Annotated in this window: 22 protein-coding genes, 4 tRNA genes and 1 pseudogene; 13 read left to right on the forward strand and 14 right to left on the reverse strand. The window is 72.9% G+C overall.

Translation table 11 applies throughout. The annotated features are described in order from the left end of the window. Positions 1-30 precede the first annotated feature (30 nt). From purD to CP968_RS17750, 4 genes are all read left to right on the forward strand, one after another. Entirely contained in the window at positions 31-1,284 is a 1,254-nt protein-coding gene (gene purD, locus CP968_RS17735) for a phosphoribosylamine--glycine ligase (protein WP_150518956.1), read from the forward strand. A 308-nt stretch (positions 1,285-1,592) separates the two neighbouring features. Then, entirely contained in the window at positions 1,593-3,422 is a 1,830-nt protein-coding gene (locus CP968_RS17740) for a M48 family metalloprotease (protein ID WP_167536936.1), read from the forward strand. A 223-nt stretch (positions 3,423-3,645) separates the two neighbouring features. After that, positions 3,646-5,124 carry a N,N-dimethylformamidase beta subunit family domain-containing protein gene (locus CP968_RS17745; protein ID WP_150518958.1) on the forward strand — a complete coding sequence of 493 codons (1,479 nt, stop codon included), beginning with the start codon at positions 3,646-3,648 and terminating at the stop codon, positions 5,122-5,124. A 108-nt stretch (positions 5,125-5,232) separates the two neighbouring features. Continuing rightward, positions 5,233-6,135 (forward strand): phosphoribosylaminoimidazolesuccinocarboxamide synthase, encoded by a 903-nt coding sequence (locus CP968_RS17750; protein ID WP_150518959.1) that lies wholly within the window; start codon positions 5,233-5,235, stop codon positions 6,133-6,135. A 68-nt stretch (positions 6,136-6,203) separates the two neighbouring features. Here CP968_RS17750 and CP968_RS17755 read toward each other — a convergent pair. The 8 genes from CP968_RS17755 to CP968_RS17790 all read right to left on the reverse strand — a co-directional run bounded on the left by CP968_RS17755 (position 6,204) and on the right by CP968_RS17790 (position 10,805). Beyond that, positions 6,204-6,279, reverse strand: a tRNA-Gly gene (locus tag CP968_RS17755). A gap of 22 nt (positions 6,280-6,301) precedes the next feature. Beyond that, the gene (locus CP968_RS17760) at positions 6,302-6,913 is read right to left on the reverse strand and encodes a response regulator transcription factor (protein WP_150518960.1); all 612 of its coding nucleotides are present in this window, start codon (positions 6,911-6,913) and stop codon (positions 6,302-6,304) included. Next, positions 6,910-8,220: a sensor histidine kinase gene (locus tag CP968_RS17765; protein WP_150518961.1), complete on the reverse strand. Its 1,311-nt coding sequence runs from the start codon at positions 8,218-8,220 to the stop codon at positions 6,910-6,912. The genes CP968_RS17760 and CP968_RS17765 overlap by 4 nt, the downstream gene beginning before the upstream one ends. A gap of 33 nt (positions 8,221-8,253) precedes the next feature. Then, complete coding sequence (locus CP968_RS17770; protein ID WP_150518962.1) at positions 8,254-9,018, reverse strand: ABC transporter permease; 765 nt, start codon at positions 9,016-9,018, stop codon at positions 8,254-8,256. Then, positions 9,015-10,001 (reverse strand): ABC transporter ATP-binding protein, encoded by a 987-nt coding sequence (locus CP968_RS17775; RefSeq protein ID WP_150518963.1) that lies wholly within the window; start codon positions 9,999-10,001, stop codon positions 9,015-9,017. The genes CP968_RS17770 and CP968_RS17775 overlap by 4 nt, the downstream gene beginning before the upstream one ends. 172 nt (positions 10,002-10,173) lie before the next feature. Then, a tRNA-Gly gene (locus tag CP968_RS17780) sits at positions 10,174-10,246 on the reverse strand. 81 nt (positions 10,247-10,327) lie between these two features. After that, positions 10,328-10,399 (reverse strand) — tRNA-Gly (locus CP968_RS17785). An 88-nt stretch (positions 10,400-10,487) separates the two neighbouring features. Further along, entirely contained in the window at positions 10,488-10,805 is a 318-nt protein-coding gene (locus CP968_RS17790) for a histone-like nucleoid-structuring protein Lsr2 (RefSeq protein ID WP_150518964.1), read from the reverse strand. 348 nt (positions 10,806-11,153) lie between these two features. On the opposite strand from CP968_RS17790, the gene purS reads away from it, so the two are divergent. The 3 genes from purS to purL are packed head-to-tail and all read left to right on the forward strand — an operon-like array spanning position 11,154 to position 14,328. Then, positions 11,154-11,399 carry a phosphoribosylformylglycinamidine synthase subunit PurS gene (purS, locus tag CP968_RS17795; RefSeq protein ID WP_150518965.1) on the forward strand — a complete coding sequence of 82 codons (246 nt, stop codon included), beginning with the start codon at positions 11,154-11,156 and terminating at the stop codon, positions 11,397-11,399. A gap of 2 nt (positions 11,400-11,401) precedes the next feature. After that, positions 11,402-12,082 carry a phosphoribosylformylglycinamidine synthase subunit PurQ gene (gene purQ, locus CP968_RS17800; protein WP_150518966.1) on the forward strand — a complete coding sequence of 227 codons (681 nt, stop codon included), beginning with the start codon at positions 11,402-11,404 and terminating at the stop codon, positions 12,080-12,082. Further along, the gene (gene purL, locus CP968_RS17805; RefSeq protein ID WP_150518967.1) at positions 12,079-14,328 is read left to right on the forward strand and encodes a phosphoribosylformylglycinamidine synthase subunit PurL; all 2,250 of its coding nucleotides are present in this window, start codon (positions 12,079-12,081) and stop codon (positions 14,326-14,328) included. The genes purQ and purL overlap by 4 nt, the downstream gene beginning before the upstream one ends. 218 nt (positions 14,329-14,546) lie before the next feature. Here purL and CP968_RS34865 read toward each other — a convergent pair. Next, positions 14,547-14,726: pseudogene (locus CP968_RS34865) on the reverse strand (ArsR family transcriptional regulator); the annotation flags it as partial. A 64-nt stretch (positions 14,727-14,790) separates the two neighbouring features. On the opposite strand from CP968_RS34865, the gene CP968_RS17815 reads away from it, so the two are divergent. Both CP968_RS17815 and CP968_RS35370 read left to right on the forward strand, forming a co-directional pair. After that, positions 14,791-15,585, forward strand: coding sequence for a maleylpyruvate isomerase family mycothiol-dependent enzyme (locus CP968_RS17815; protein ID WP_150518968.1), 795 nt, complete (start codon positions 14,791-14,793; stop codon positions 15,583-15,585). 84 nt (positions 15,586-15,669) lie between these two features. Beyond that, positions 15,670-16,464 (forward strand): META domain-containing protein, encoded by a 795-nt coding sequence (locus CP968_RS35370; RefSeq protein WP_150518969.1) that lies wholly within the window; start codon positions 15,670-15,672, stop codon positions 16,462-16,464. 87 nt (positions 16,465-16,551) lie between these two features. Here the strand turns inward: CP968_RS35370 and CP968_RS17825 are convergent, their stop codons facing one another. After that, a complete protein-coding gene (locus tag CP968_RS17825) occupies positions 16,552-17,982 on the reverse strand; it encodes a sulfatase-like hydrolase/transferase (protein ID WP_150518970.1) in 1,431 nt (476 codons plus the stop codon). Positions 17,983-18,112: 130 nt separating this feature from the next. Next, positions 18,113-18,208: a putative leader peptide gene (locus CP968_RS35580; protein WP_312847264.1), complete on the reverse strand. Its 96-nt coding sequence runs from the start codon at positions 18,206-18,208 to the stop codon at positions 18,113-18,115. A gap of 159 nt (positions 18,209-18,367) precedes the next feature. Between CP968_RS35580 and purF the strand changes: the two genes are divergently transcribed. Both purF and purM read left to right on the forward strand, forming a co-directional pair. After that, positions 18,368-19,885 carry an amidophosphoribosyltransferase gene (gene purF / locus CP968_RS17830; protein WP_150518971.1) on the forward strand — a complete coding sequence of 506 codons (1,518 nt, stop codon included), beginning with the start codon at positions 18,368-18,370 and terminating at the stop codon, positions 19,883-19,885. Positions 19,886-19,991: 106 nt separating this feature from the next. After that, positions 19,992-21,062 carry a phosphoribosylformylglycinamidine cyclo-ligase gene (gene purM / locus CP968_RS17835; protein WP_150518972.1) on the forward strand — a complete coding sequence of 357 codons (1,071 nt, stop codon included), beginning with the start codon at positions 19,992-19,994 and terminating at the stop codon, positions 21,060-21,062. Positions 21,063-21,143: 81 nt separating this feature from the next. Here purM and CP968_RS17840 read toward each other — a convergent pair whose 3' ends face one another. After that, on the reverse strand, positions 21,144-21,407 hold the full coding sequence (locus CP968_RS17840) for a DUF3073 domain-containing protein (RefSeq protein ID WP_150518973.1): 264 nt from the start codon (positions 21,405-21,407) through the stop codon (positions 21,144-21,146). Positions 21,408-21,697: 290 nt separating this feature from the next. Then, a complete protein-coding gene (locus tag CP968_RS17845; RefSeq protein WP_150518974.1) occupies positions 21,698-22,792 on the reverse strand; it encodes a Leu/Phe/Val dehydrogenase in 1,095 nt (364 codons plus the stop codon). A 205-nt stretch (positions 22,793-22,997) separates the two neighbouring features. Here CP968_RS17845 and CP968_RS17850 point away from each other — a divergent pair, with 205 nt between their 5' ends. Together CP968_RS17850 and bldC are read left to right on the forward strand one after the other, a co-directional pair. Then, a complete protein-coding gene (locus CP968_RS17850) occupies positions 22,998-23,852 on the forward strand; it encodes a DUF8083 family protein (RefSeq protein ID WP_189829087.1) in 855 nt (284 codons plus the stop codon). A gap of 566 nt (positions 23,853-24,418) precedes the next feature. Next, on the forward strand, positions 24,419-24,625 hold the full coding sequence (gene bldC, locus CP968_RS17855) for a developmental transcriptional regulator BldC (RefSeq protein ID WP_003949541.1): 207 nt from the start codon (positions 24,419-24,421) through the stop codon (positions 24,623-24,625). Between the two features lie 603 nt (positions 24,626-25,228). Here the strand turns inward: bldC and CP968_RS17860 are convergent. Beyond that, positions 25,229-25,302, reverse strand: a tRNA-Asp gene (locus CP968_RS17860). Positions 25,303-25,335: the final 33 nt, after the last annotated feature.

Genomic DNA, 25,335 nt, shown 5'->3' on the forward strand with positions numbered 1-25,335 from the left:
GGCTGCGCCGTCCGGGCTAGGCTGAGCAGCGTGAAGGTCCTCGTCATCGGCGGCGGCGCCCGCGAACACGCCCTGTGCCGCTCTCTGTCCCTCGACCCCGACGTCTCCGCGCTCTACTGCGCTCCCGGCAACGCCGGGATCGCCGAGGTGGCCGAGCTGCGCCCGGTCGACGCCCTCAACGGCACCGCCGTGGCCCGGCTGGCCGCCGAACTCGGCGCCGGCCTCGTCGTCGTCGGCCCGGAGGCGCCGCTGGTCGCCGGCGTCGCCGACAGCGTCCGCGCGGCCGGCATCCCCTGCTTCGGCCCGTCCGCGGCGGCGGCCCAGCTGGAGGGCTCCAAGGCCTTCGCCAAGGACGTGATGGCCGCCGCCGGCGTCCCGACCGCCCGCAGCTACGTGTGCACCACCCCCGAGGAGGTGGACGCGGCCCTCGACGCCTTCGGCGCCCCGTACGTGGTCAAGGACGACGGCCTCGCCGCCGGCAAGGGCGTCGTGGTCACCGAGGACCGGGCCGCCGCCCGCGCGCACGCCCTGGCCTGCGGCCGGGTCGTCATCGAGGAGTACCTCGACGGCCCCGAGGTCTCCCTCTTCGCCATCACCGACGGGGTCACCGTCCTGCCGTTGCAGCCCGCACAGGACTTCAAGCGCGCGCTCGACGGCGACGCCGGCCCCAACACCGGCGGCATGGGGGCGTACTCCCCGCTGCCCTGGGCCGACCCCAAGCTGGTCGACGAGGTCATGGAGCTCGTCCTGCAGCCCACCGTCGACGAGCTGCGCCACCGCGGCACCCCCTTCTCCGGCCTGCTCTACGCCGGCCTGGCCATCACCGGCCGCGGCACCCGGGTCATCGAGTTCAACGCCCGCTTCGGCGACCCCGAGACCCAGGTCGTGCTGGCCCGGCTGCGCACCCCGCTCGCGAGCGTGCTGCTGAACGCCGCCAAGGGCACCCTGGACGCCGAGCCCCCGCTCAGCTGGCGCGACGAGGCCGCCGTCACGGTGGTCATCGCCTCCCGCGACTACCCCGAGACCCCGCGCACCGGGGACCCGATCGAGGGCCTGGCCGAGGTGGCCGAGCAGGACGCGCCCGACGCGTACGTGCTGCACGCCGGGACCGCGCGCGACGGCGACCGGGTGGTCAGCGCGGGCGGCCGCGTGCTGTCGGTGACGGCGACCGGTTCTGATCTGGTGCAGGCCCGGGAGAGGGCGTATAAGGCGGTGGCGCGGATCCGGCTCGACGGTGCGCAGCACCGCACGGACATCGCCGCCAAGGCGGCCGAAGGCCGCTGAGCGGCGACGAAGTGAACCCGCGGGTCCGGTGCGCAGGAGGTGCGCCCGGGCCCGCAGGCGTGTCCGCGGACGATTGCATCCGGCCGCGTTCGAACGCACCCAGCTTTACCCAAAGCCATTCCATCGGGTGATCGTCACCCGGACTGCCTGACGGCCGCCCGCACCCCAACTAGGGTGCGGCGCAAGCATTCCGGCACTTGGCCCACCGGCATTGCGGTGTCGGTGGCGGGTGTCACAGTGGGGGAGTGAGCAAAGCCGCCGCAGGGCAGAGGGGGTGAGGTCCGGCCGTGTCCGGAACCGGTTCGATCATGGAAGTGGGCGTGCCGTCCGCGCGTTCCCGCGCCTTGGCCGTGCTGCGCGTACGCAGCAGGGCCCTGGCCGCCGTACTGCTGCCCGCCGCCGTCGCGGTGGTGCTGGTGGCGGCCCGGGCGACCGGCCGCCTGGCCGCCGATCCCTGGCCCGCGGTGACCCTCGCCGTCTGCGCGGCCGCCGCGCTCGTCCTGCTCGTCGGCGCGGCCTTCGGCGCGGTCGTGCTCCGGGCGAGCCCGGCCGTGACCCCGACCGTGCCGCTGTCGGAGGCCGCCGCCCCCGACCTCTACCGGCTCGTACGGGACCTGGCCGACCGGATGGACGTCCCGGCCCCGTCCGCGATAGCCCTGACCCCGGACTGCGACAGCTGGCTGGAGGACCGCACGCACGCCGCGCACCGCCGCGGCGGTGCGACGACCGGGCCCGAGACCGTGCCCGGCGCCGCTCCCGTGCTGGTCATCGGCTCGCCGTTCCTGTGGTGGATGCGCGTGGCGGAGCTGCGGGCCGTGCTGGCCCCGGTCGTCGCCGGCACGGGACCTTCCGCGCACCCCGACATAGCCGACGCCCGGGGGTTCGTCCGGGGCCTGGACGCCGCCGTGGACGTGGGCGGCCGGCCCGGCCTGGGCTGGATCGCCGTGCCCGCGCGGCTGCTGCTGCGGCTGTGCCGGGTGGACGCCGCCGAGATGGAGCGCGGGGTGGCCGCGGCCGCCTCCGATCGTGCACAGGGTGTGGACTACGGGCTGCGCATCGTCGCCCAGGAGCAGGTCGGCCTCGCCTACGCGGGCTGGGACCGGCTGCTGACCCGGGTCGCGCTGCCCGCCTGGCGGATGGGCCGCTGGCCGGCGCACCTGGACGCGGGGGTCGTCTCCGCGCTGACCGAGCTGTCCCGCCGCGACCGGCTGGCGGAGGGCTTCACGTCACGGCTCGGCGAGCGGCCCGCCTGCGACCTGCTGGACTCGCCCGGGGCGATCGACGAGGCGACCTCCCTGCTGGCCGCCCGGCTCTTCCACGGCGGTCCCGCCGAGTCCGGGCCCGACTGGTCCCCGGTGGACTGGACGGCGTACCCGGAGGAGGTCGTGGACCGCAAGTGGCGCACGGAGGCGGCCCGCCTCCACGCGGCCCTGGACGCCCTGGCCTTCCCGGCGGGCGCCCCCGGCCCCGCCGGCGCCCCGTCGCCCCCGCCCGGCCCCGCGGCCGGAGAGGCCCGAGCCGCCTCGGCGCCCGGCGCGGGCGCGTCCCTCCCGGCGGCGCCGGCGGCCGTACCGGCGAACCGGGTCGCCTCGGGCGCCCCCCTCGCCCCGCCGGCCCCGGCCGTCCGTGCCCCGGCCTCCCCGTCCGCTCCGCCTCCCGCCGCCCCTGACCCCGCGCCCCTCCCGGCCGCCGACGTCTTCGCCGGGCCCACGCTGGAGCGGGTGCTCGGCTACCTCACGGACCCGGCCGGCGACGGTGCGGCCGGGGAGGCGCTGGCCGGCCGGCTCAGCGGGGACGTGGCGCGCGAGGAGCGGGCCGCCGGTTCGGCCGCCGCCGGAGCCGGGAAGGCCCGCGGCGCGGACGCCGTACCGCTCTTCCCGCTCCAGCCGCCCCGCAGCGGGCGGGACCTGCTGGCCGACCACGTCACCGCGATGGTGTGCTGCGCTGCCGTGGACTCGGCCGGTGCGGGCCCCGGGCTGGACTGGCTCGACGGCCCGGTCCTGCTCGTCGGGGGCGAGCGACGCACCGATCTGGCGCCCCGCGTGCTGTCCCTGGTCGAGGACGGCGACGCGGCGCCCCTGCGGGACTGGCTCGCGGAGCTGGGCGTCCGCCCGGAGAAGCCGGTCCGCCTCGTGTGACCGGCCCCGGCACCGGCCCCTCCCGCGCCCGGACCCGGCGCGCGGGTGCAAGCGGACGTCGATGTTCCGTTCACATCGATTCGCGACGAACGGTGACGGAGTGAGCGCGTTATGTGATGTGCTGGGACCGGGTCGCGGCCGCTGACCGGAAACCGTGTCCGGAAACAGTGCCGCGCACCGGCCAGGCGATGCCCGTCCGGGGGAGCGAGGGAGGGGAGCGATCATGGGTGCGGACCAGATCCGGCGTTGGGAGTCAGGTGCGCTCGCGCACGCGGTGAGCGATCCCTTCGGTCAGGGCCCCCTGCCGTGGTTCCGGGGCAGCGAGCTCTACTTCGACGACACCGGCCACGTCGTGCCCTGGTACGTGGACCCGGCCGCCGGAACCGGCCGGATCCCGCGCGCCCGGGGCGCCGGCGGCCCCCGGACCGCCGACGACGTGCACCGCCAGATCAAGGGCTTCACCTCCACCGGCGCGGTCACCCCCGGCGAGGCCATCGACTTCCACATCACCGTCGACCCGCCCCAGCAGTTCTCCGTCGACGTCTACCGCATCGGCCACTACGGCGGCGACGGAGCCTCCAAGATCACCACCAGTCCGCGGCTGTCCGGCATCGTCCAGCCGGCCCCGCTGACCGCCGACCGCACCGTCTCCTGCCACCACTGGTGGATGTCCTGGCGGCTGCAGGTCCCCTCGTACTGGAGCGTCGGCGCGTACGTCGCCGTCCTGACGACCGCCGACGGCTACCGCTCCCACATCCCCTTCACGGTCCGCGACGACCACCCCGCCGACCTCCTGCTCCTGCTGCCCGACATCACCTGGCAGGCCTACAACCTCTACCCGGAGGACGGCCACACCGGCGCCAGCCTCTACCACGCCTGGGACGAGGACGGCCGGCTGCTCGGCGAGCGCGACGCCGCCATCACCGTCTCCTTCGACCGCCCCTACGCGGGCGCCGGCCTGCCCCTGCACGTCGGCCACGCCTACGACTTCATCCGCTGGGCCGAGCGCTACGGCTACGACCTCGCCTACGCCGACACCCGCGACCTGCACGCCGGACGCATCGACCCCACCCGCTACCGCGGCCTGGTCTTCCCCGGCCACGACGAGTACTGGTCGGCGCCCATGCGCCGCACCGTCGAGCGCGCCCGCGACCACGGCACCTCCCTCGTCTTCCTCTCCGCCAACACCATGTACTGGCAGGTCGAGCTCGGCCCCTCGCCCTCCGGCGTCGACGACCGGCTCCTCACCTGCCGCAAACGGCGCGGCCCCGGCCGCGCCAGCCTCTGGCGCGAGGTCGACCGCCCCGAACAGCAGCTGCTCGGCATCCAGTACGCGGGCCGGGTCCCCGAACCCGCGCCGCTGATCGTGCGCAACGCCACGCACTGGCTGTGGGACTCCACCGGAGCCACCGAGAACGACGAGCTCCCCGGCCTGGTCGCGGGCGAGGCGGACCGTTACTTCCCGCGCACCCAGCTCCCCGTGCACCAGGACCGCATCCTGCTCGCGCACTCCCCGTACCTCGACGGCGAGGGCCACCGCCGCCACCAGGAGACCTCCCTCTACCGGGCCCCCAGCGGCGCCCTGGTCTTCGCGTCGGGCACCTTCGCCTGGTCCCCCTCGCTCGACCGCCCCGGCCACGTCGACGAACGGGTCCAGCGGGCCACGGCCAACCTCCTCGACCGGATCTGCAAACGGGACTGACCGCCCCCGCCCGGGCCGGCGCGCCCGGCGCGCCGAGCCCCGTGCCCGGGCACCGGCCCCGGTACGGGAGAATGGCCCTGCGCTCGTACAGAACCACAGGGAGATCCCGTGTCCGGATTCGTCGAAAAGCCCGAGCCGGTCCAGGTGCCCGGCCTCGTCCACCTCCACACCGGCAAGGTCCGCGACCTCTACCGCGACGGCGACGGCAATCTCGTCATGGTCGCCAGTGACCGCATCTCCGCCTTCGACTGGGTGCTCCCCACCGAGATCCCGGACAAGGGCCGCGTCCTGACCCGGCTCTCGCTCTGGTGGTTCGAGCAGCTGGTCGACCTGGTCCCGAACCACGTCATCGGCACCGAACTGCCCGACGGCGCCCCCGCCGACTGGGCCGGCCGCACACTGGTCTGCAAGAGCCTGACCATGGTCCCGGTCGAGTGCGTGGCCCGCGGCTACCTCACCGGGTCCGGCCTCGCCGAGTACGACCGGACCCGCACGGTCTGCGGCCTGGGCCTCCCCGAGGGCCTGGTGGACGGCTCCGAGCTGCCCGGCCCGATCTTCACTCCGGCCGCCAAGGCCGAGGTCGGCGAGCACGACGAGAACGTCTCGTACGAGGAGGTCGCGCGCACCACGGGCGTCGAGACGGCCGCCCTGCTGCGCCAGACCACCCTGGCCGTCTACAGCCGCGCCCGGAACATCGCCCGCGACCGCGGCATCATCCTGGCCGACACCAAGTTCGAGTTCGGCTTCGACGCGGACGGCACGCTGGTCGCCGGCGACGAGGTGCTGACCCCGGACTCCTCCCGCTTCTGGCCCGCCGACCAGTGGAAGCCGGGCCGCGCGCAGCCGTCCTTCGACAAGCAGTTCGTCCGCGACTGGCTGGCCTCCCCGGCCTCCGGCTGGGACCGTACGGCCGAACTGCCGCCGCCCGCCCTCCCGCAGGAGGTCGTCGAGCAGACCCGCGCCAAGTACATCGAGGCGTACGAGCGGCTCACCGGCCTCACCTGGGTCTGAGGCCCGCGGGGCCACCCGCGCCGAACACGAGGAAGCCCCCCGGTCACAGGACCGGGGGGCTTCTCCGATGGAGCGGACAACGCGACTCGAACGCGCGACATCCACCTTGGCAAGGTGGTGCTCTACCAACTGAGCTATGTCCGCAAGCGCCGTAAGGCGAGACCTACTATACCCAACCCCGCTCGCGTGCGAGACGCACTGCCGTGTGCCGGTTCTCGGCGCCCAGCTTCGTCGCCGCCGAGGACAGGTAGTTCCGTACCGTCCCCTGCGAGAGCGCGGCCCGCTCCGCGATCTCCGCGACCGGTGCCCCGTCCGCCGCGAGTTCCAGCACCTCGGCCTCCCGGGCGGTGAGCGGCGAGTCCCCCGCGCTGATCGCGTCGGCCGCCAACTCCGGGTCCACGTAACGGCCTCCGGCGTGCACGGTGCGGATCAGCTCGGCCAGCCGCTGCGCCGAGACCGTCTTCGGCGCGAAGGCGCGCACCCCCGCCGCCAGGGCCCGCTTCAGGTGGCCGGGACGCCCGTGACTGGTCACGATCATGGTCTTGCAGTCGGGCAGCTCGGTCCGCAGCGATGTGGCCACGCTCACACCGTCCGCCCCCGGCATCTGGAGGTCCAGCACCGCCACGTCCGGCCGGTGGGCCCGCGCCATCGCCAGCGCCTCCGGCCCGGACGCCGCCTCCGCCACCACCAGCAGATCGTCCTCCAGTCCGAGCAGCGCGGCCAGCGCCCCGCGGATCAGGTGCTCGTCATCGGCGAGCAGCACGCGTACGGGGCTCACGCCCGCACCCCCTCTTCCTTCTCTTCGTCCTCGTCGCTCCGGCCGCCGTCCCCGCGCGCCCGGCCCCCGATCCCGCCGGCCAGGCACCTCGCGGGGACCTGCGCGCGGACCCGGAAGCGGCCCCCGGGCACCGGCCCGGCCTCCAGGGTGCCCTCCACCGCGGCCAGTCGCTCCCGCAGCCCGGCCAGGCCCGAGCCGGGCGCGCGGCCGTCCGGCGCCGCGACCGCGGCCGCGCCGTCGTTCTCCACGGTCAGCACCAGGTCCGCGCCCGCGTCGGCCGCCGCCAGCCGGATCACGCAGTGCCGGGGTTCGCCGTGCCGGAGCACGTTCGTGGTGGCCTCGCGCACCACCCAGCCCAGGGCCGACTGCACGGCCGGGGGCAGCGGCCGCCGCTCGCGCAGCTCCACCCGGCAGTCGATCCCCGCCGCGCTGAGCACGCCCCGGGCGCCCTCCAGCTCCACCGCCAGATCGGCCGCGCGGTAGCCGCGCACCACGTCCCGCACCTCGCGCTGGGACTCCCGGGCGATGCGCTGCACCTCGATCATCTGCTCCACCGCCTCGGGGCGTTCGCGCCGGGCCAGCTGGACCGCCAGCTCGCTCTTGAGGGCGATCACCGCCAGGTTGCGGCCCATCACGTCGTGCAGGTCGCGGCCGAAGCGCAGCCGCTCCTCGGCGACCGCCAGCTGGGCCTGGAGCTCGCGCGAGCGGTCCAGTTCCCGGACCGTGCGCACCAGCCACGCCGAGAACCCGCAGGCGGCCGCGAGGAAGAAGGAGCTCAGCAGCACCGCGGCCCCGTACCCGACGGCCTCGCCGGCCGACCGGCCCACCAACGCGATCCCGGCAGCCGCGGCCACCGCCAGACCGGGGGCGAGGTACAGCATGTGGCGGACCCGGGGCAGGCACAGCACCACGGAACCCGCGGTGAAGCAGGCCATGCCCACCAGGAGGGTCGGCGTCACCTGCGGGGGCCCGGTCAGGCCGGCCCCGTCCAGCAGGAGCACCGCCAGCGACGCGCCGGCCGTCACGGCGAGCGTGGCCGCAGCGAGCCGCACCGGCCGCGCGCGCCGCTCCACCACCCAGTCCAGGGCCCGGGAGGAGAGCACCCCGCACAGGACGGACTGCACGCACACGATCCCGAACAGCGACAGCCCGACGGCCCTCGACAGGTCGCCGGGCACGGACCCGAGCGGAGCCAGCCCGACGGTCGTGATTTCGAGCAGCACGAAGAAGTGGAAGGACCAGCGGGTGTACAGCTCGACCTTCCCCGCACTGCTCCGGTCGCGCCACCACCCGGTCAGCTTCGACACGGCTCCGTCTCCCCGCCTCGCTCGTCCCGCGCCCTAGCGCCGCGGTTCCCAGCGGAACCACCGCTGCACAGCAAACACCGTTATCCCCGCCCAGGCCAGCGTGGTCAGCCCGGCCGCCAGCAGGTCACCGCCCTGCGCCCCGCCCGACCAGCCGGCCCGCACCAGGGTCATCACGCCGCTCAGCGGCAGCAGTTCGCAGACCGGGACCAGCGCGTCGGGCAGCGCGTCCACGGGCAGGAAGAGCCCGGAGCCGAGGGCCGTCAGCAGGAACAGCGGCAGGGTGGTGATGCCCGCGCTCTCCACGTTGCGGGTGAAGGAGCTGGTCAGCGCCGACAGCCCGGCCAGCAGCAGGATGCCCGCGAGGACGGCCGCGAGGACCAGCGGGGGATTGCGCGGCAGCCGTACGTCCAGGGCTGCGGCCCCGGCGGCGACGAGGACGGCGATCTGGCCGAGGGCGAGGACCGTCGCGGGCAGCGCGGTCCCGGCGAGGATCTCCAAGTCGCGCGCCTCGCCGGTGCGCAGCCGCTTCAGCACGAGCTCCTCGCGCCGCGCCACGTAGGCGGAGACCAGGTTCATGTAGACGACGAGGACCAGCACCATCCCGATCCCGCCGGTCAGGGTGGCCTCGCCGAGCGCGGCCGCGTCCTGCGGGCCGGTCAGGGTGGAGCGCAGGACGAAGACCATCACCAGCGGCAGCAGCAGCGCCACGCTCAGCGCGGCCCGGTTGCGCACGAGCAGGGTGAGTTCGCTGCGGCCGAGCGCCGCGAGCCGTGCGGGCTTCAGGGACAGTGCGGTCATCGGGTCCTCGCCATCGTGGTGTCGGCCGCGTCGCCCGCGCCCTCGGTCGTGCCGTCCGCCCCGCCGCTCCGGCCGGCCGCGCGCCGGCGGTCCCGGGCGATCTCCAGGAAGGCCTCCTCCAGGGACGCGGACCGGGCGTCCAGCCCGGCCAGCTCGACCCCGGTGTCGTGGGCCCAGCGCAGCAGTGCGCCCAGGTCGGCCTGGAGCCGCCCGGTACGGATCTCCACCTGCCGCCCGTGCGCGGCGGCGTGCAGCGCCAGCGGCAGCCGGCCGGCCGGCATCCCTTCGGGCAGGGTGAAGCGGATGCGGGCCGGCCGGGTGGCGGTCACCTCGGCCGGGGTGCCGGAGAGCACGAGCTCCCCCTCGTGCAGGATCCCGAGCCGGTCCGCGAGCTCCTCGGCCTCCTCCAGGTAGTGCGTGGTCAGCAGCACGGTGGTGCCCTGGGCGCGCAGTTCGCGGACGAGGGCCCAGGTGTCGCGGCGGCCCTCGGGGTCCATGCCGGTGGTCGGCTCGTCCAGGAAGAGCACCTCGGGCCGGCCCAGCAGGGCCATCGCCAGGTCGAGGCGGCGCCGTTCGCCGCCGGACAGCTGTGTGACCCGTACGGCGGAGCGCGCGCCGAGCCCGACCAGCTCCAGCACCTCGGGCGCCGGCCGGGCGGCGCTGGTGACCCCGCTCCACATCCGGACGGTCTCGGCGACCGTCAGGTCGGAGGGGAAGCCGCCCTCCTGGAGCATGACCCCGGTCCGGGGGCGGACGTCCGCCCGCCGGGTGTACGGGTCGAGTCCGAAGACGCGCACCCGTCCGCCGGTCGGGGCGGCCAGTCCCTCCAGCAGTTCGACGGTGGAGGTCTTGCCGGCGCCGTTGGTCCCGAGCAGGGCGAAGATCTCGCCGCGCTCCACGGAGAAGGAGACGCCTCGGACGGCCTCGAAGCCGCCGGCGTAGCCGCGGCGCAGGCCCTCGACGTCGATCACGGTGTCAGTCATGGTCCAAGCCTCGGCCCGGCCCGGACCGGCCGGCAGTGCGCGCTGTCACGAGCGGCGATGACATTTGTCAGGGAGCACCGGGGCCGGGGCCGCCGGCGCGAAAAGACGGTGCGGCGCAGTGCGGGGAAACACGAAGAAGGCCCCGGTCGCAATGACCGGGGCCTTCCATCCGAGCGGACGACGCGACTCGAACGCGCGACATCCACCTTGGCAAGGTGGTGCTCTACCAACTGAGCTACGTCCGCAAGCACCGCGCGAAACTACCGCGTGGGCAATGCGTGCATCACTCTACCTGATCCACCGAGGTGGTCGGTATTGCGTTGCAGAGCGGGTGACAGGGATCGCACACTGCGCCTTCCTCCTGGAAGGAGGATGTTCTACTACTGAACTACACCCGCACGACCTGTGGGGCTTTGACCTGCGGTCTGGCCCCTCGGCGTGATCCACACACTAGCCGACGGAGGGGGGTGGATGGCAAATCGGCTCTCAGTGGGCCGCGTTGTAGGCCTCGTAGATCCTCTTGGGGATGCGGCCGCGCGGCGGCACCTCGTGCTGGTTGGCGCGGGCCCAGGCCCGGACGACCGCCGGGTCGGGCGCGATGGACGTGTGCTTGAAGGCCTTCCCCGAGCGGGACTGGCGCCGCCCGGCGGCCACGAAGGGGGCGAGGCCCTTCCGCAGTTTCTTTGCGTTGGCCGCATTGAGGTCGATCTCGTACGACTTACCGTCCAGGGAGAACACGACCGTTTCCGCCGCTTCTCCGCCGTCGATGTCGTCGGAGAGCGTGACTACTACGCGCTGCGCCACGGATATCGGTCCCTTCGTGCGACGCCACCGGCGCTGTGCCCGGTGATGTCGCCTGTGTGGATGTTTCGGAGCATTGCATCTTTACCGCACCGTTGCGAAGCGACAAATGCCACTTGCTCCGGGTGATTCCTTTGTACCCCGATTCCCTTTGTATTGCGAAGCCCAGTTAATTGTCTCCGCGTGTCCCGCCGCAATCCCGGGCACGTGGTTTTCCGGCGGATTTTGCGAAGCGTTGGTGAAGCCCAATGTCCCGGACGATCACGATCGAAGGATATCTACCCGCGTAGAAATTTTCGCCGGGTACGCTGAGGGAACCGCCTTCGCACCAACCACCACACGGGAGTGCCAGTGGCACGCGTCGTAGTCGACGTCATGCTCAAGCCGGAGATCCTCGACCCCCAGGGCCAGGCGGTGCAGCGTGCACTGCCGCGTCTGGGCTTCGAGGGGATCTCCGACGTCCGCCAGGGGAAGCGCTTCGAACTGGAGGTGGAGGGACCGGTCGACCAGGCCGCCCTCGACCGCATCCACACGATGGCCGAAACGTTCCTCGCCAACACCGTCATCGAAGACTTCACCGTGAAGGTCGAGGCCTGACGGTGACCACTCGCATCGGAGTCGTCACGTTCCCCGGAACGCTCGACGACCGTGACTCGCTGCGCGCCGTCCGGCTCGCCGGGGCCGAGCCGGTCCCGCTCTGGCACCGCGACAAGGACCTGCACCAGGTCGACGCGGTCGTCCTCGCGGGCGGCTTCTCCTACGGGGACTACCTGCGCGCCGGGGCCATCTCCCGCTTCTCGCCGGTGATGGAGACCGTCATCGCGCAGGCCCGCGCCGGCATGCCCGTCCTGGGCATCTGCAACGGCTTCCAGGTCCTCACCGAGGCCCACCTGCTGCCGGGGGCGATGCTCCGCAACAACCACCTCCACTTCGTCTGCCGCGACCAGAAGCTGCGGGTGGAGAACGCGGAGACCGCGTGGACCGGCGACTACACCGCCGGCCAGGAGATCTCCGTACCGCTGAAGAACATGGACGGCCGATACACCGCCGACGAGCGCACGCTCGACGAACTGGAGGCCGAAGGCCGCGTGGCCTTCCGGTACCTCGACGGCAACCCGAACGGCTCGCTGCGCGACATCGCCGGCATCACCAACGCCGAGGGCAACGTCGTCGGCCTCATGCCGCACCCCGAGCACGCGGTCGAGCCGCTGATCGGGACGGGCCGCACCGACGGCCTCCCGTTCTTCACCTCGGTCCTGAAGAAGCTGGTCAGCGCATGAGCCTCGACACCGTCAAGAACGCCACCGTCACCCCCGACGCCTCCCAGCCCTGGAAGGAACTCGGCCTCAAGGAGGACGAGTACGCGCGCATCCGGGAGATCCTCGGCCGCCGTCCCACGGGCGCCGAGCTCGCCATGTACTCCGTCATGTGGTCCGAGCACTGCTCGTACAAGAGCAGCAAGGTCCACCTCCGGCAGTTCGGCGAGAAGACCCCCGAGAACGACGCGATGCTCGTCGGCATCGGCGAGAACGCCGGCGTCGTGGACGTCGGCCAGGGCTACGCGGTCACCTTCAAGGTCGAGTCGCACAACCACCCCTCGTACATCGAGCCCTACCAGGGCGCGGCCACCGGCGTCGGCGGCATCGTCCGCGACATCCTCGCCATGGGCGCCCGCCCGGTCGCCGTCGTCGATCCGCTGCGCTTCGGTGCGGCCGACCACCCCGACACCCGGCGCGTGCTGCCGGGCGTGGTCGCGGGCATCGGCGGCTACGGCAACTGCCTGGGCCTGCCGAACATCGGCGGCGAGGTCGTCTTCGACGCCTGCTACCAGGGCAACCCGCTGGTCAACGCCGGCTGCATCGGCGTGATGAAGCACGAGGACATCCACCTCGCCCAGGCCTCCGGCCCCGGCAACAAGGTCATCCTCTACGGCGCCCGCACGGGCGGCGACGGCATCGGCGGCGTCTCGGTCCTCGCGTCCGAGACCTTCGACGACACCAAGCCCACCAAGCGCCCCGCGGTGCAGGTCGGCGACCCGTTCCAGGAGAAGCTCCTCATCGAGTGCACCCTGGAGATCTTCAAGGAGAAGCTGGTCGCGGGCATCCAGGACCTCGGCGGTGCCGGGCTCTCCTGCGCCACCAGCGAGCTGGCCTCGGCCGGTTCGGGCGGCATGCGCGTCGAGCTGGACACCGTCCCGCTGCGCGACGCGACGCTCTCGCCCGAGGAGATCCTCATGAGCGAGTCGCAGGAGCGCATGTGCGCGATCGTCGAGCCGCAGCACGTCGCGCGGTTCATGGAGATCTGCGAGAAGTGGGACGTCATCGCCACCGTCATCGGCGAGGTGACCGAGGGCGAGCGCCTGGAGATCTTCTGGCACGGCGAGCAGATCGTGGACGTGCCCCCGGGCACCGTCGCCCACGAGGGCCCCGTCTACCACCGCCCCTACGCCCGTCCCGACTGGCAGGACGCGCTCCAGGCCGACGACGCGGGCCGGCTGCCGCGCCCGCAGACCTCCGAGGAGCTGCGCGCGCAGGTCCTGGCGCTGGTCTCCTCCCCGAACCAGGCCTCGAAGTCCTGGGTCACCGACCAGTACGACCGCTTCGTGCAGGGCAACACCGTCCTGTCGCAGCCCGAGGACGCGGGCATGGTCCGCATCGACGAGGACACCAACCTCGGCGTGGCCATGGCCACCGACGGCAACGGCCGCTTCACCAAGCTCGACCCGTACGCGGGCGCGCAGCTGGCGCTGGCCGAGGCGTACCGCAACGTCGCGGCGACCGGGGCCAAGCCGCTCGCGGTCTCCGACTGCCTGAACTTCGGCTCGCCCGAGGACCCGGCCGTCATGTGGCAGTTCGCCGAGGCCGTCCGCGGTCTCGCGGACGGCTGCCTGGAGCTGGGCACCCCGGTGACCGGCGGCAACGTCTCGCTCTACAACCAGACGGGCGAGAGCGCGATCCACCCGACCCCGGTCGTGGCGGTCCTCGGTGTGATCGACGACGTCAACCGCCGGACGCCGATGGCGTTCGCGGAGGCCGGCCAGCTGCTCTACCTGCTCGGGGACACGGCCGCCGAGTTCGGCGGCTCGGCCTGGTCCCAGGTCGTCCACGACCACCTGGGCGGGCTGCCGCCCAAGGTGGACCTGGGCCGCGAGAAGCTGCTCGGCGAGATCCTGATCTCGGCGTCGCGCGACGGCATGATCGACGCCGCGCACGACCTGTCCGACGGCGGTGTGATCCAGGCCCTCACGGAGTCCTGTCTGCGCGGCGGCAACGGCGCGCGGATCGTGGTGCCGGAGGAGCTGGACGCCTTCACCTTCCTGTTCTCCGAGTCCGCGGGCCGGGCCGTCGTGTCCGTCCCGCGCAGCGAGGAGCTCCGCTTCACCGACATGTGCGGTGCGCGGGGCCTGCCGGTCGCGCGCATCGGCGTGGTGGACGGCGACGCGATCGAGGTGCAGGGCGAGTTCACCCTCCCCCTGGCCGAACTGCGCGAGGCCCACGAGGCGACGATCCCGGCGCTGCTCGCCTGATCCCGCCCCACCCGCTCCCTCCACGGGCCCCCGGCCGGACTCCCTCCGGCCGGGGGCCCGCGGCGTGTGACCGCACGGCGCGGGCCCGCCTGTTGTACGGGATTGCGCAATGACGTGACTTCGGCCCCGCGAAGCTCGAAGAACGCGTCGCGGAGCTGGAACGGCGGCTGGCCGCAATGGAGTCGGCGCGGACGGCCGCCGGCCCGCCGGAGCCCGCCGAGGGCGACTTCCGGGCCCTGGAGAGCTTCGTGGCGGCCCCGGCCGGCCGCGTGCAGCCAGCCGGCCGCGGTCAGCTGCCGCAGGTGGTGGTAGACCTGCCCGCTGGTGCCGACCCCGTCGAGCGCGGTCGGTTCGGCGCCGGTGCGCCGGCCCGCGAGGATCTCGCGCAGCAGCCGTACCGGCCCCGCCCCGCACCGGCCCGGTGCCTCCCGGGCCCGGCGGGGCCCCGAGTAGGGTCGGGGCATGTCGCCCGCCGGGAAGAAGCTGCGGAGCTACGACTCCGCGAAGATCCGTACCGCCGTCACCGCCCAGTTCGGGCACGTCGCCCGCAGCGCGGCGGAGCTGACCCCCGGGCAACTGGAGCGGCCCAGCGGGCTCGGGGACTGGACCGTCGCCGAGCTGGCCGGGCACGTCGCGTGGATCGCCGACTCGCTGGCCGCCGGACTCGCCCGCCCGCCCGGCGCCGTCCCCGAACTGCGTGCCGCCGAATGGCCCTTCGCCACCGCCTCCCTCGCCGGGAAGATCTCCGAGGCGGCCCGGGAGACCCTCGGCGGCGCCCCGCTGCCCGAGCTGTTCGCGGGGGCGGCGCTGCGGCTGGCGAGCGCACTGGCGGAGCACCCGGACGGCCGGGTGCTGGACCTGTGGATCGGGGACATGACCCTGGCCGACTTCCTGGTCACCCGGACCGTGGAACTGGTGGTCCACACCGACGACCTGAACCGGGCCGTGCCCGGCCTCGACATCCCCCTGGAGCGCCAGGCCCTGGCGGCCTGCACCCGGCTGCTCGCCGACGCCCTCGCGCTCAAGGCGCCCGGCGGTTCGGTCGAGGTCAGGATCCCGCCCTTCGCGGTGGTCCAGTGCGTGCAGGGCCCCAGCCACACCCGCGGCACCCCGCCGAACGTCGTCGAGACCGATCCGCTGACCTGGCTGCGGCTCGCGACGGGCCGTACGGACTGGGCCGGGGCCGTCGACGGGGCACTGGTACGGGCCAGCGGCGAGCGGGCCGACCTGTCGGCGCTGCTGCCCCTGATGAGCTGAGCCGCGACCCCCGGGCCCGCGGCCCGCTCAAGGCGACGGCCGCGCCGGGCGGAACCGCTCCGGCCGCCGCTCCGTCACACCACCATGCGTACTCTCCGGCACCTCACCTCCGGTCTGGTCCTCGTCCTCGCCCTCGCCGCGTGCGGCGGAGCGGGAGAGGAGCCGGCCGATCCGCTTCCGGGGGCCGCCGGCTCCTGGCGCGTCGAGTCCCTGACCACCGGCGGACGGACGCTGCACGCGCCCGCCGCGGCCCGCTTCGACCTCGCCGGGGACGAGGCCGAGGGCAACTACGGCTGCAACGGCTTCACGGCGAAGGCGGTCACCGAAGGCCGCACCGCCGTGACCCTCACCCCCGGCGTCTCCACCACCATGGCCTGCGAGGACCAGGCGTTCGAGGTCGCGTTCGCCAAGCTGCTCCGGGGCCGGCTCACCATCGACCGGGGCCCCGACCGGCTCACGCTGAAGACCGCCGACGGGAGCACCATCGCGATGACCTCCGAGCCCCGCACCCCCGACGCCCCGCTGACCACCACCGCATGGACCGTCACCTCGCTGACCGGCGGCGGGACCGCCTCGTCCGTCCCCGCCGAGGCGGCCGGCCGGGCCCGGTTCACCCTCGCCGCCGACGGCGCCGCGAGCGGCAGCCTCGGCTGCAACCGGTTCAGCGCCCGGGCCGCCATCGAGGGCTCCTCGGTCGTGTTCGGGCCGCTCACCTCGACCCGGATGGCCTGCCAGGGCGCGGCGGGCGACGTCGAGCGGTCGCTGACCGCGCTGCTGGGCAGCGGCCCGCTCGCCTGGAAGGTCCAGGAGGGCACCCTGACCCTCAGCGCCCCGGACGGCACCGGCCTGACGGCGACGGCGGGCTCCGCCGCCGAGTGACCGGCGCGCCCGCCCGGCGCGGCCCGCGCCGGCCGGCCGCGGCCCCGGCGGCCTCGGCGGCCCGGCGGCCCCGGCGCCCCGGCGCGGTCAGGCCGGGTACGGCAGCAGTCCCGCGTCCGTCTTCTCCCAGGCCGCCCGCAGCTCCGCCAGCCGCGCCGGCTCCAGGGCCGCCCTGTCGGCCTGCTCGCGGGCGTCCCCGGCCAGGTTGAACAGCTGGTCCCGGCCCGCCTTGCCGCGGTAGTACTTCCAGTCGCCGCGGCGCAGCGCCCGCTCCCCGCGCACCCGCCAGAACAGGTCCCGTACGGGCGCCTTCTCGCCGCGCAGCAGGTATCCGGCCAGGCTCGCCCCGTCCAGCGGGTACGCCCGGTGCGGGCGGGTCCCGGCCAGTTCCAGCAGGGTCGCCGTCCAGTCGGGGCTGAAGACGGGAACGTGGCTGACCTGGCCGCCGTCCAGACGGGCGGGCCAGCGGGCGATGTTGGGGACCCGGATGCCGCCCTCCTGGAGGGAGGCCTTGTTGCCCGACAGCGGCCAGTTGTAGGAGAAGCGCTCGCCACCGTTGTCGCTGGAGAAGACCACCAGGGTGTCCTCCTCCTGCCCGCTGCGCCTGAGCGCCTTCAGCACCTCGCCGATCGAGCGGTCGAGGTCCTCCACCATCTCCTTGTACTTCTCGACCGAGCCGCCGTCCTGGTGCCACAGGGCCTGCCGGTCGCCCGCCCTGATCCGCCGGACGACCTCGGCGCTCTGCGCGGTGTCCCCCTCGGCGATCCACGGCCAGTGCGGGGTGGTGAAGTTGAGGTTCAGCAGCCACGGCTTGCCGTGGTGGTCGCGCGCGACGTACTCGCTCGCCCGCTCGGTGATGATCCGGGTGTAGTAGCGCAGGTCCTGGTACTCGGCGTCGCCTTCGTAGAGGTCGTACTCACCGCCCAGCCCCAGCTTGGAGTAGTACTCCAGGGCCCCGCCGAAGTTGCCGAAGAACTCGTCCCAGCCGGACTTGGTGGGGCTGTAGTCGGGCAGGTGGCCCGCGTGCCACTTGCCGATCAGCGCGGTGGCGTACCCGGCCTCCTTCAGCAGCGACGCCAGCGTCGGGTGCGTGGGCTCCAGGCCGACGGACCGGTCGGCGATCGGCTCGGCCAGCCCGCCCCTGGTCCGGGCCGGGTAGCGCCCGGTGTACAGGCTGAACCGGGTCGGGGAGCAGGTGGCGGAGCCGGAGTAGGCGTCGGTGAACCGGACGCCCTGGCGGGCCAGCCGGTCCAGGTTGGGGGTCTTGATGTGCGGGGAGCCGTACGAGGACAGGTCGGCCCAGCCGAGGTCGTCGCCGAGGATGAACAGGATGTTCGGGCGGCGGGAGCGGCGGCCGCGGTCGGCGCGGAACTCCCGTTCCCGCGGGGCCGCGTCACGGTCCTCGGCGGCCTGCGCGGCCGGCGCGGCGGCACCCAGCCCGACGGCCGCGGCGGCGGCGCTCACACCGACGGCGCCGCCGAAGGCGCGCCGGGACAGGGGGGATTCGTTCGGGATCACGGGCGCTCCAGGGCACGGCCCGACGGCCCGGCCCGGGGGCGGCGCGCGGGCGGTGGCGCACGGCACGGAGGGGCGGGCCCGGTCGGGGGCGGGAAAAGAGAAAAAGGAAAGAAAAGGGAAAAGCCTGCGGCTACGCGCAGCGTCGACAGATGGCGCTCGCGACACGGACCAGGTCCACGTGCCGGCGCTCGACGAGGGTGACGGTGCGGTCACCGAGGGGCTGCATGGGGCGGAGCTTGTACGAACCGACAGGCACCTGTCAACCAGGGCATTCCGGATTCCGAGACGGTCACCCTCCGCACGGACGGCCGGACTGTCCGCACTGTGACTTTTCCTGGCCGTCCCCAATTCGGACCAGTGGTCGATCTCGCCTACACTCGGTGCCGTGCCTCGTGGTGATGGACGACTCAACCACGACCTGCTCCCCGGAGAGAAAGGCCCCCAGGACGCTTGCGGCGTCTTCGGTGTCTGGGCTCCGGGTGAAGAGGTCGCCAAGCTCACCTACTTCGGACTGTATGCACTACAGCACCGCGGACAAGAGTCCGCGGGAATCGCTGTGAGCAACGGTTCCCAGATCCTCGTCTTCAAGGACATGGGACTCGTTTCCCAGGTCTTCGACGAAACCTCTCTCGGCTCGCTCCAAGGTCACATCGCGGTCGGTCACGCCCGCTACTCGACCACCGGGGCCTCCGTCTGGGAGAACGCCCAGCCCACCTTCCGCGCGACCGCCCACGGCTCGATCGCCCTGGGTCACAACGGCAACCTGGTGAACACCGCCGAGCTTGCCGAGATGGTCGCCGACCTCCCCCGTCAGGACGGGCGCGCCACCCAGGTGGCCGCCACGAACGACACCGACCTCGTCACCGCCCTCCTCGCCGGACAGACCGACGAGGACGGCAAGCCCCTGACCATCGAGGAGTCGGCCGCCCAGGTCCTCCCGAAGGTCAAGGGCGCCTTCTCCCTCGTCTTCATGGACGAGGGCACCCTCTACACCGCCCGTGACCCGCAGGGCATCCGCCCGCTGGTCCTCGGCCGCCTGGAGCGCGGCTGGGTGGTCGCGAGCGAGACCGCGGCCCTCGACATCTGCGGCGCCAGCTTCGTCCGCGAGGTCGAGCCGGGCGAGCTCATCGCGATCGACGAGAACGGCCTGCGCACCTCGCGCTTCGCGGAAGCAAAGCCCAAGGGCTGTGTTTTCGAGTACGTCTACCTGGCGCGCCCGGACACCGACATCGCCGGCCGCAACGTCTACCTCTCGCGCGTCGAGATGGGCCGGCGCCTGGCCATGGAAGCCCCCGTCGAAGCCGATCTGGTGATACCGACACCGGAATCCGGCACGCCGGCGGCCGTCGGGTACGCCGAGGCCAGCGGGATCCCGTACGGATCCGGCCTGGTCAAGAACGCCTACGTGGGCCGGACCTTCATCCAGCCCTCGCAGACGATCCGCCAGCTCGGCATCCGGCTGAAGCTCAACCCCCTCAAGGAAGTCATCCGGGGCAAGCGCCTGGTGGTCGTGGACGACTCCATCGTCCGCGGAAACACCCAGCGCGCCCTGGTCAAGATGCTCCGCGAGGCGGGCGCGGCGGAGGTCCACATCCGGATCTCCTCGCCCCCCGTGAAGTGGCCGTGCTTCTTCGGCATCGACTTCGCGACCCGGGCCGAGCTGATCGCCAACGGGATGACGGTCGACGAGATCGCCACGTCGATGGGGGCGGACTCGCTCTCGTACATCTCGCTCGACTCGATGATCGAGGCGACGACCATCCAGAAGCCCAACCTCTGCCGTGCCTGCTTCGACGGCGAGTACCCGATGGAGCTGCCCGACCCGCAGCTCCTCGGCAAGCAGCTCCTGGAGAACGAGCTGGCCGGCGGCAAGGACGCCGCCGACGCGCTCCGCCGCCCGTAAGCCGACCCTCCCCGTCGGCCGCTCGACCTGCGCCGGGCCCTGTCTTTCCGGCTTTTCCCGGGGCCCGGCACCACCCGCAGTAACGACACGAAAGCTCTCTCCTGTCATGACAGAGAAGACCACCGGTGCCAGCTACGCAGCCGCAGGCGTGGACATCGAAGCGGGAGACCGCGCCGTCGAGCTGATGAAGGAGTGGGTGAAGAAGACGCAGCGCCCCGAGGTCCTCGGCGGCCTCGGCGGCTTCGCCGGCCTCTTCGACGCCTCCGCCCTCAAGCGCTACGAGCGCCCGCTGCTCGCCTCCGCCACGGACGGGGTCGGCACCAAGGTCGACATCGCCCGCCAGCTCGGCGTCTACGACACCATCGGCCACGACCTGGTCGCGATGGTCATGGACGACATCGTGGTCTGCGGGGCCGAGCCGCTCTTCATGACCGACTACATCTGCGTCGGCAAGGTGCACCCCGAGCGTGTCGCGGCCATCGTCAAGGGCATCGCCGAGGGCTGCGTCCTCGCCGGCTGCGCCCTGGTCGGCGGGGAGACCGCCGAGCACCCGGGCCTGCTGGGACCGGACGACTTCGACGTGGCGGGGGCCGGCACCGGTGTCGTCGAGCACGACCGGCTGCTGGGCGCCGATCGCATCCGTACGGGGGACGCCGTGATCGCCATGGCGTCGTCCGGCCTTCACTCGAACGGGTACTCGCTGGTCCGGCACGTGCTCTTCGACCGGGCCGGGATGTCCCTGGAGCAGGAGGTGGCCGAGCTCGGCCGCACCCTCGGCGAGGAACTCCTGGAACCCACCCGGATCTACTCGCTGGACTGTCTGGCCCTCACCCGTACGGCCGAGGTGCACGCCTTCTCGCACATCACGGGCGGTGGCCTCGCCGCCAACCTGGCCCGGGTGATCCCGGACCACCTGCACGCCACGGTCGACCGCACGACCTGGTCCCCCGGGGCCGTCTTCGACCTGGTCGGCAAGGCCGGCCGGGTGGAGCAGCCGGAGCTGGAGAAGACCCTCAACATGGGCGTCGGCATGATGGCCGTCGTGCCCGCCGAGTCCGTGGACGTGGCGCTGACCGCCTTGGCCGACCGGGGCGTCGACGCCTGGGTGGCCGGCGAGATCCTGGACCGCGGCGACCGCACCGAGGGCGCGACCCTCACCGGCGCCTACGCGAGCTGAGCAGCACCGAAACCCGGCCCGGGGCAATGCCCTGGACCGGGTTTCGGTGTGTATGACCTGGTGTGCAGACGCCGTGGGGCGTCAAGCGCCGCGGCGGTGGGCCGACGGACCGGACTCTTCGTCCTCGTCGTCGTCATCACCGTTGTACCGAGCCGCGTACTTGGCGTACGGGTCGTCGTCGTCATCCTGATCGTCATCGACTTCGACCGGCTCGCTGATAGGCAGCGGCTCCGTCGGCGATGCGCCCAGCTCATTGGCCAGACGCGAGAGGTCAGTCCCGCCGCTGTTGTACTTCAGCTGGCGGGCGACCTTTGTCTGCTTGGCCTTGGCCCGGCCGCGCCCCATGGCTCGACCCCCTCGGTGACGGGGCTCGACGGCCCCAGAGTCTGACACGCGTTCATGGTTCGGAGCGGACTCTCCGTGGAGAGACCGTCCGTAGGGGTTTAACGGTACCTGCTTCCGCGGCCATACGGTACGCCGCCCGCATGACGTGCCCCGGTGCAGAACCAGAGAGGCGCCCCGTCCTCGCTGGTCAGCTGCGATTTTAACCCTTTCCTGACGGGCGACCCGCCGAAGTGCAGTGAGTTCCGTCTCGCCGCAACCCCGGCGGGCGCACGCGGGCCCCCCGAAAGGGGTCAGGCGGTACGGGCCGCGCGGGCGTCGGCCATCCGCTGCTCGGCGATCCGGTCGGCCGCGGCGGCCGGCGGGATGCCGTCCGACTTCGCACGTGCGAATATGGCCAGCGTGGTGTCGAAGATCTTCGTCGCCTGTGCCTTGCAGCGGTCGAAGTCGAATCCGCGCAGCTCGTCGGCGACCTGGATCACGCCGCCGGCGTTGACCACGTAGTCCGGGGCGTAGAGGATCCCGCGGTCCGAGAGGTCCTTCTCGATGCCCGGGTGCGCGAGCTGGTTGTTGGCCGCACCGCAGACGATCTTGGCGGTGAGGGCCGGGACCGTCTCGTCGTCCAGCGCGCCGCCGAGCGCGCACGGGGCGTAGATGTCCAGGTTCGGGACGCGGATGAGCGCGTCCGTGTCGAGGACCGCCGTGACCCGGCCCGGGTGCTTCTCCAGCACGCGGTGCACGGACTCTTCCCGCACGTCCGTGACGACGACCTCGGCGCCGTCCTCCAGCAGGTGCTCGACCAGGTGGTGGCCGACCTTGCCGATGCCGGCCACGGCGACCTTGCGGCCGCGCAGCGTGGGGTCGCCCCACAGGTGCTGGGCGCTGGCGCGCATGCCCTGGAAGACGCCGAAGGCGGTGAGCACCGAGGAGTCGCCGGCGCCGCCGTTCTCGGGGGACCGGCCGGTGGCCCAGCGGGTCTCGCGGGCCACCACGTCCATGTCGGCCACGTAGGTGCCGACGTCGCACGCGGTCACGTAGCGGCCGCCGAGGGACTCCACGAAGCGGCCGTAGGCCAGCAGGAGTTCCTCGGACTTCAGCACGTCGGGGTCGCCGATGATCACGGCCTTGCCGCCGCCGAGGTCGAGGCCGGCGAGGGCGTTCTTGTACGACATGCCGCGCGAGAGGTTGAGCGCGTCCCGGACGGCCTCTTCGTCGGAGGCGTACGCGTGGAAGCGGGTGCCGCCGAGGGCCGGGCCCAGGGCGGTGGAGTGGATGGCGATGACGGCCTTGAGGCCGGTGGCCCGGTCCTGGCACAGCACGACCTGCTCGTGTCCGCCCTGCTCCGTGCGGAACAGGGTGTGCAGGACGCCGTCGGTCATTTCGGTCACGGTGGTGACTCCCATGGAAGAGATGCGGCGGGAAGACGCCCGCCCTGCGGGTGGGGGAGGGCGCGCTGGGAGCAGAGTAAGACCTCCGGGCCGCCCGCAGGTGGCCGGTCCGGGGATCGGAACCCTCCCGGGTTGCGGGCGGCGCGCGGCGGTCCGGATGCGCCCGGGAGGTGAACCGGGCCCGAGAAGGGGGGAGTACGTGAGCGTGAGCGAATCCACCGATCGACCGCTGCCCTCCGCGCGCTCGGCGCCGACCGTCCCCTACGCCTCCTACCTGCGCGTCTACGAGCCGCTGGCCGCCTTCCCCGAGCCCGAGCGCACCCACTGGACCGCGTACGCCCGGCGCGGGGTGATCCCGACGGCCCAGGACGAACTGCGCCGGTCCCTCTCCGATTTGGTCCGGGTGCCGGTGGTCGGGGTGCCGGCCCGCGAGAGCGCGGACGCCTTCACCGCGGAGGTGGCCGGGGTGCTGCTGGTCTGCCCGTGGCGCACCCGGCTGCGGGGCTGGCTGGCGCTGCAGGAGCTCCAGGAGTGGTTCCCGCTCCCGGTGCTGGACGCGGCGCTGCCGCCGGCCGTGCGCCGGCGGCAGGTCGAGGAGTACGAGCGCTGGCGCGAGCGGAACCCGGACGCGCGCCCCTGGATCCGCACGGGCGTGTGGCAGGTGCCGCTTCGCTGGTTCGTGCTGGTGGCCGACGAGGAGCGGGAGTACCTGCCGGGCGAACGGCTGCGCTACCGGACGCCGATGGTCGAGGCCCGCCGACGGCTGGCGCGGGCACTGCGGACGCTGCGCGAGGCGGAGGGGTACGGGATGCTCGCCGACGGGCTGGTGGAGGTCGGGAGCTGGCTGGAGGAGTTCCATCCGCGCTCGATGGTCGAGCTGGACTACGGCGGGCTGCTGCACGCCCTCCCGGGGGAGCGGCTGGAGTCCGACCGCTCGGCGCGGGACCTCGCGGCGGGCATCGCGTTGCTGCGGGCGGGGGACGCGGAGGGGGCGGTCGAGGCGTACGGGGAGCTCGCGGAGCGCTGGCGGGCGGTCCGCGAGCGACTTTTCGCGAATTAGCTCCCGGCACTCGCCGGCGGTCCGGCGAGTGCCGGGAGAGCCGTACACACCGTTGCGTATCGGTCGATCGGTCATAAGTGCCTGATCAGCGCCCTGATCGTGAGATTTGGGACGTAGTGCCAGGACCTTCGTCCCGATACGGGCCATTGGCCCAAGCGTGACGGACCGCACTAACCACACCCTTGCGCCCTTCCCCTACCCTCGTGCCAAAATAGGACAAGGAGTCCGGGGAGGGTTCCTTCCGTCCAACTAAGGGCGGAATGCTCGGCATTGCGCTCTACGGGGGGTCTGACGACTCCTGATCGCTCTGTGACTGATCGTCACAGTGGGGTGACTGTCCGTTATGGGGCGGTCCATCGGCTTCCGCCGCTGATGAACACCTCGGAGGGCAATTCCGTCGGTTTGGCCCTTAGGGCTGGACGGATGGTGTAGTTGTAGTGCCGAGGACAAGCCGTTCGTCCTATAACCGACTCGGCCCGCGTATGTCCATTTCGGGCACCGCGGGCCAAGGTGCAGAATTTAGAGGAAAGAACCGAGATGGTTCGGTTCTCCCGAGGAGGCCGCTCATGACCGCTCGCACCCCTGATGCCGAGCCGCTGCTGACCCCGGCTGAGGTTGCCACGATGTTCCGCGTGGACCCGAAGACGGTCACCCGCTGGGCCAAGGCTGGCAAGCTCACGTCCATCCGCACCCTGGGTGGACACCGCCGTTACCGCGAGGCCGAGGTCCGCGCACTGCTTGCGGGAATTCCGCAGCAGCGCAGCGAGGCCTGAGGTTCCGCAGCACCCCGCTTTAACGGGTCGCATTCGGGTCCCCCAATCCGATGAAACCCACATTGCTTCATCGACCGAACCTGCCCCAACAGGTTCACCGGTCGTCGATCGCGCTGGACTCCGCCGGGTCCAGCGCGATCTTTTTTTATGCCCAGGTCAGGGCGGTACCGGTCGGGCGCGCGCGGGCCGGCCAGGTAGGTGCCATTGCACATATTAAATTGAGGTCGCGTATGGATGCGATAAAAGTACGCGTCTCAAAAACTCGTACGGTGACTCCCGTCACAGACGTTCACTCTTGTACTCCCGGCGGCCCGCGCCGTAAAGGGACCCGCGCCGCGCCGCGCATCCCGCGAACGGCCGATGCGCACCCCGCCCCGGAGCGTTCACGTGCCGGTGGCCCGGTGGCCCGGTGGCCCGGTGGCCCGCCGCGGCCCCTCGCGGCCGGGAGCGCCGCTCCCGGCGCCGCCGAGCACCCTGTGGCCGGTTGGGGCGCGCCGGCCCCTCCGCGGCCCGCAGGCGGCCCTCCAAGGCCGCCGGGCCGTCCGTACCGCGCAACGCGTCAGGGCCCGTATCCCCTGGGGGATACGGGCCCTGACGTTTCTGCGAACCTGACGGGACTTGAACCCGCGACCTCCACCTTGACAGGGTGGCGAGCTAACCAACTGCTCCACAGGTCCTTGAGCGGCGACCGGTTACCCGGCTGCGAAACA

Source organism: Streptomyces subrutilus, from assembly GCF_008704535.1.
Classification (GTDB): Bacteria; Actinomycetota; Actinomycetes; order Streptomycetales; family Streptomycetaceae; genus Streptomyces; species Streptomyces subrutilus.

Coding starts and splice junctions, on each gene's coding strand:
- CP968_RS17740 (WP_167536936.1), top strand. CDS start 1,593: ATGGAAGTGGGCGTGCCGTCCGCGCGTTCCCGCGCCTTGGCCGTGCTG.
- CP968_RS17745 (WP_150518958.1), top strand. CDS start 3,646: ATGGGTGCGGACCAGATCCGGCGTTGGGAGTCAGGTGCGCTCGCGCAC.
- CP968_RS17770 (WP_150518962.1), bottom strand. CDS start 9,018: ATGACCGCACTGTCCCTGAAGCCCGCACGGCTCGCGGCGCTCGGCCGC.
- CP968_RS17775 (WP_150518963.1), bottom strand. CDS start 10,001: ATGACTGACACCGTGATCGACGTCGAGGGCCTGCGCCGCGGCTACGCC.
- purL (WP_150518967.1), top strand. CDS start 12,079: ATGAGCCTCGACACCGTCAAGAACGCCACCGTCACCCCCGACGCCTCC.
- CP968_RS17815 (WP_150518968.1), top strand. CDS start 14,791: ATGTCGCCCGCCGGGAAGAAGCTGCGGAGCTACGACTCCGCGAAGATC.
- CP968_RS35370 (WP_150518969.1), top strand. CDS start 15,670: ATGCGTACTCTCCGGCACCTCACCTCCGGTCTGGTCCTCGTCCTCGCC.
- CP968_RS35580 (WP_312847264.1), bottom strand. CDS start 18,208: ATGCAGCCCCTCGGTGACCGCACCGTCACCCTCGTCGAGCGCCGGCAC.
- purM (WP_150518972.1), top strand. CDS start 19,992: ATGACAGAGAAGACCACCGGTGCCAGCTACGCAGCCGCAGGCGTGGAC.
- CP968_RS17840 (WP_150518973.1), bottom strand. CDS start 21,407: ATGGGGCGCGGCCGGGCCAAGGCCAAGCAGACAAAGGTCGCCCGCCAG.
- bldC (WP_003949541.1), top strand. CDS start 24,419: ATGACCGCTCGCACCCCTGATGCCGAGCCGCTGCTGACCCCGGCTGAG.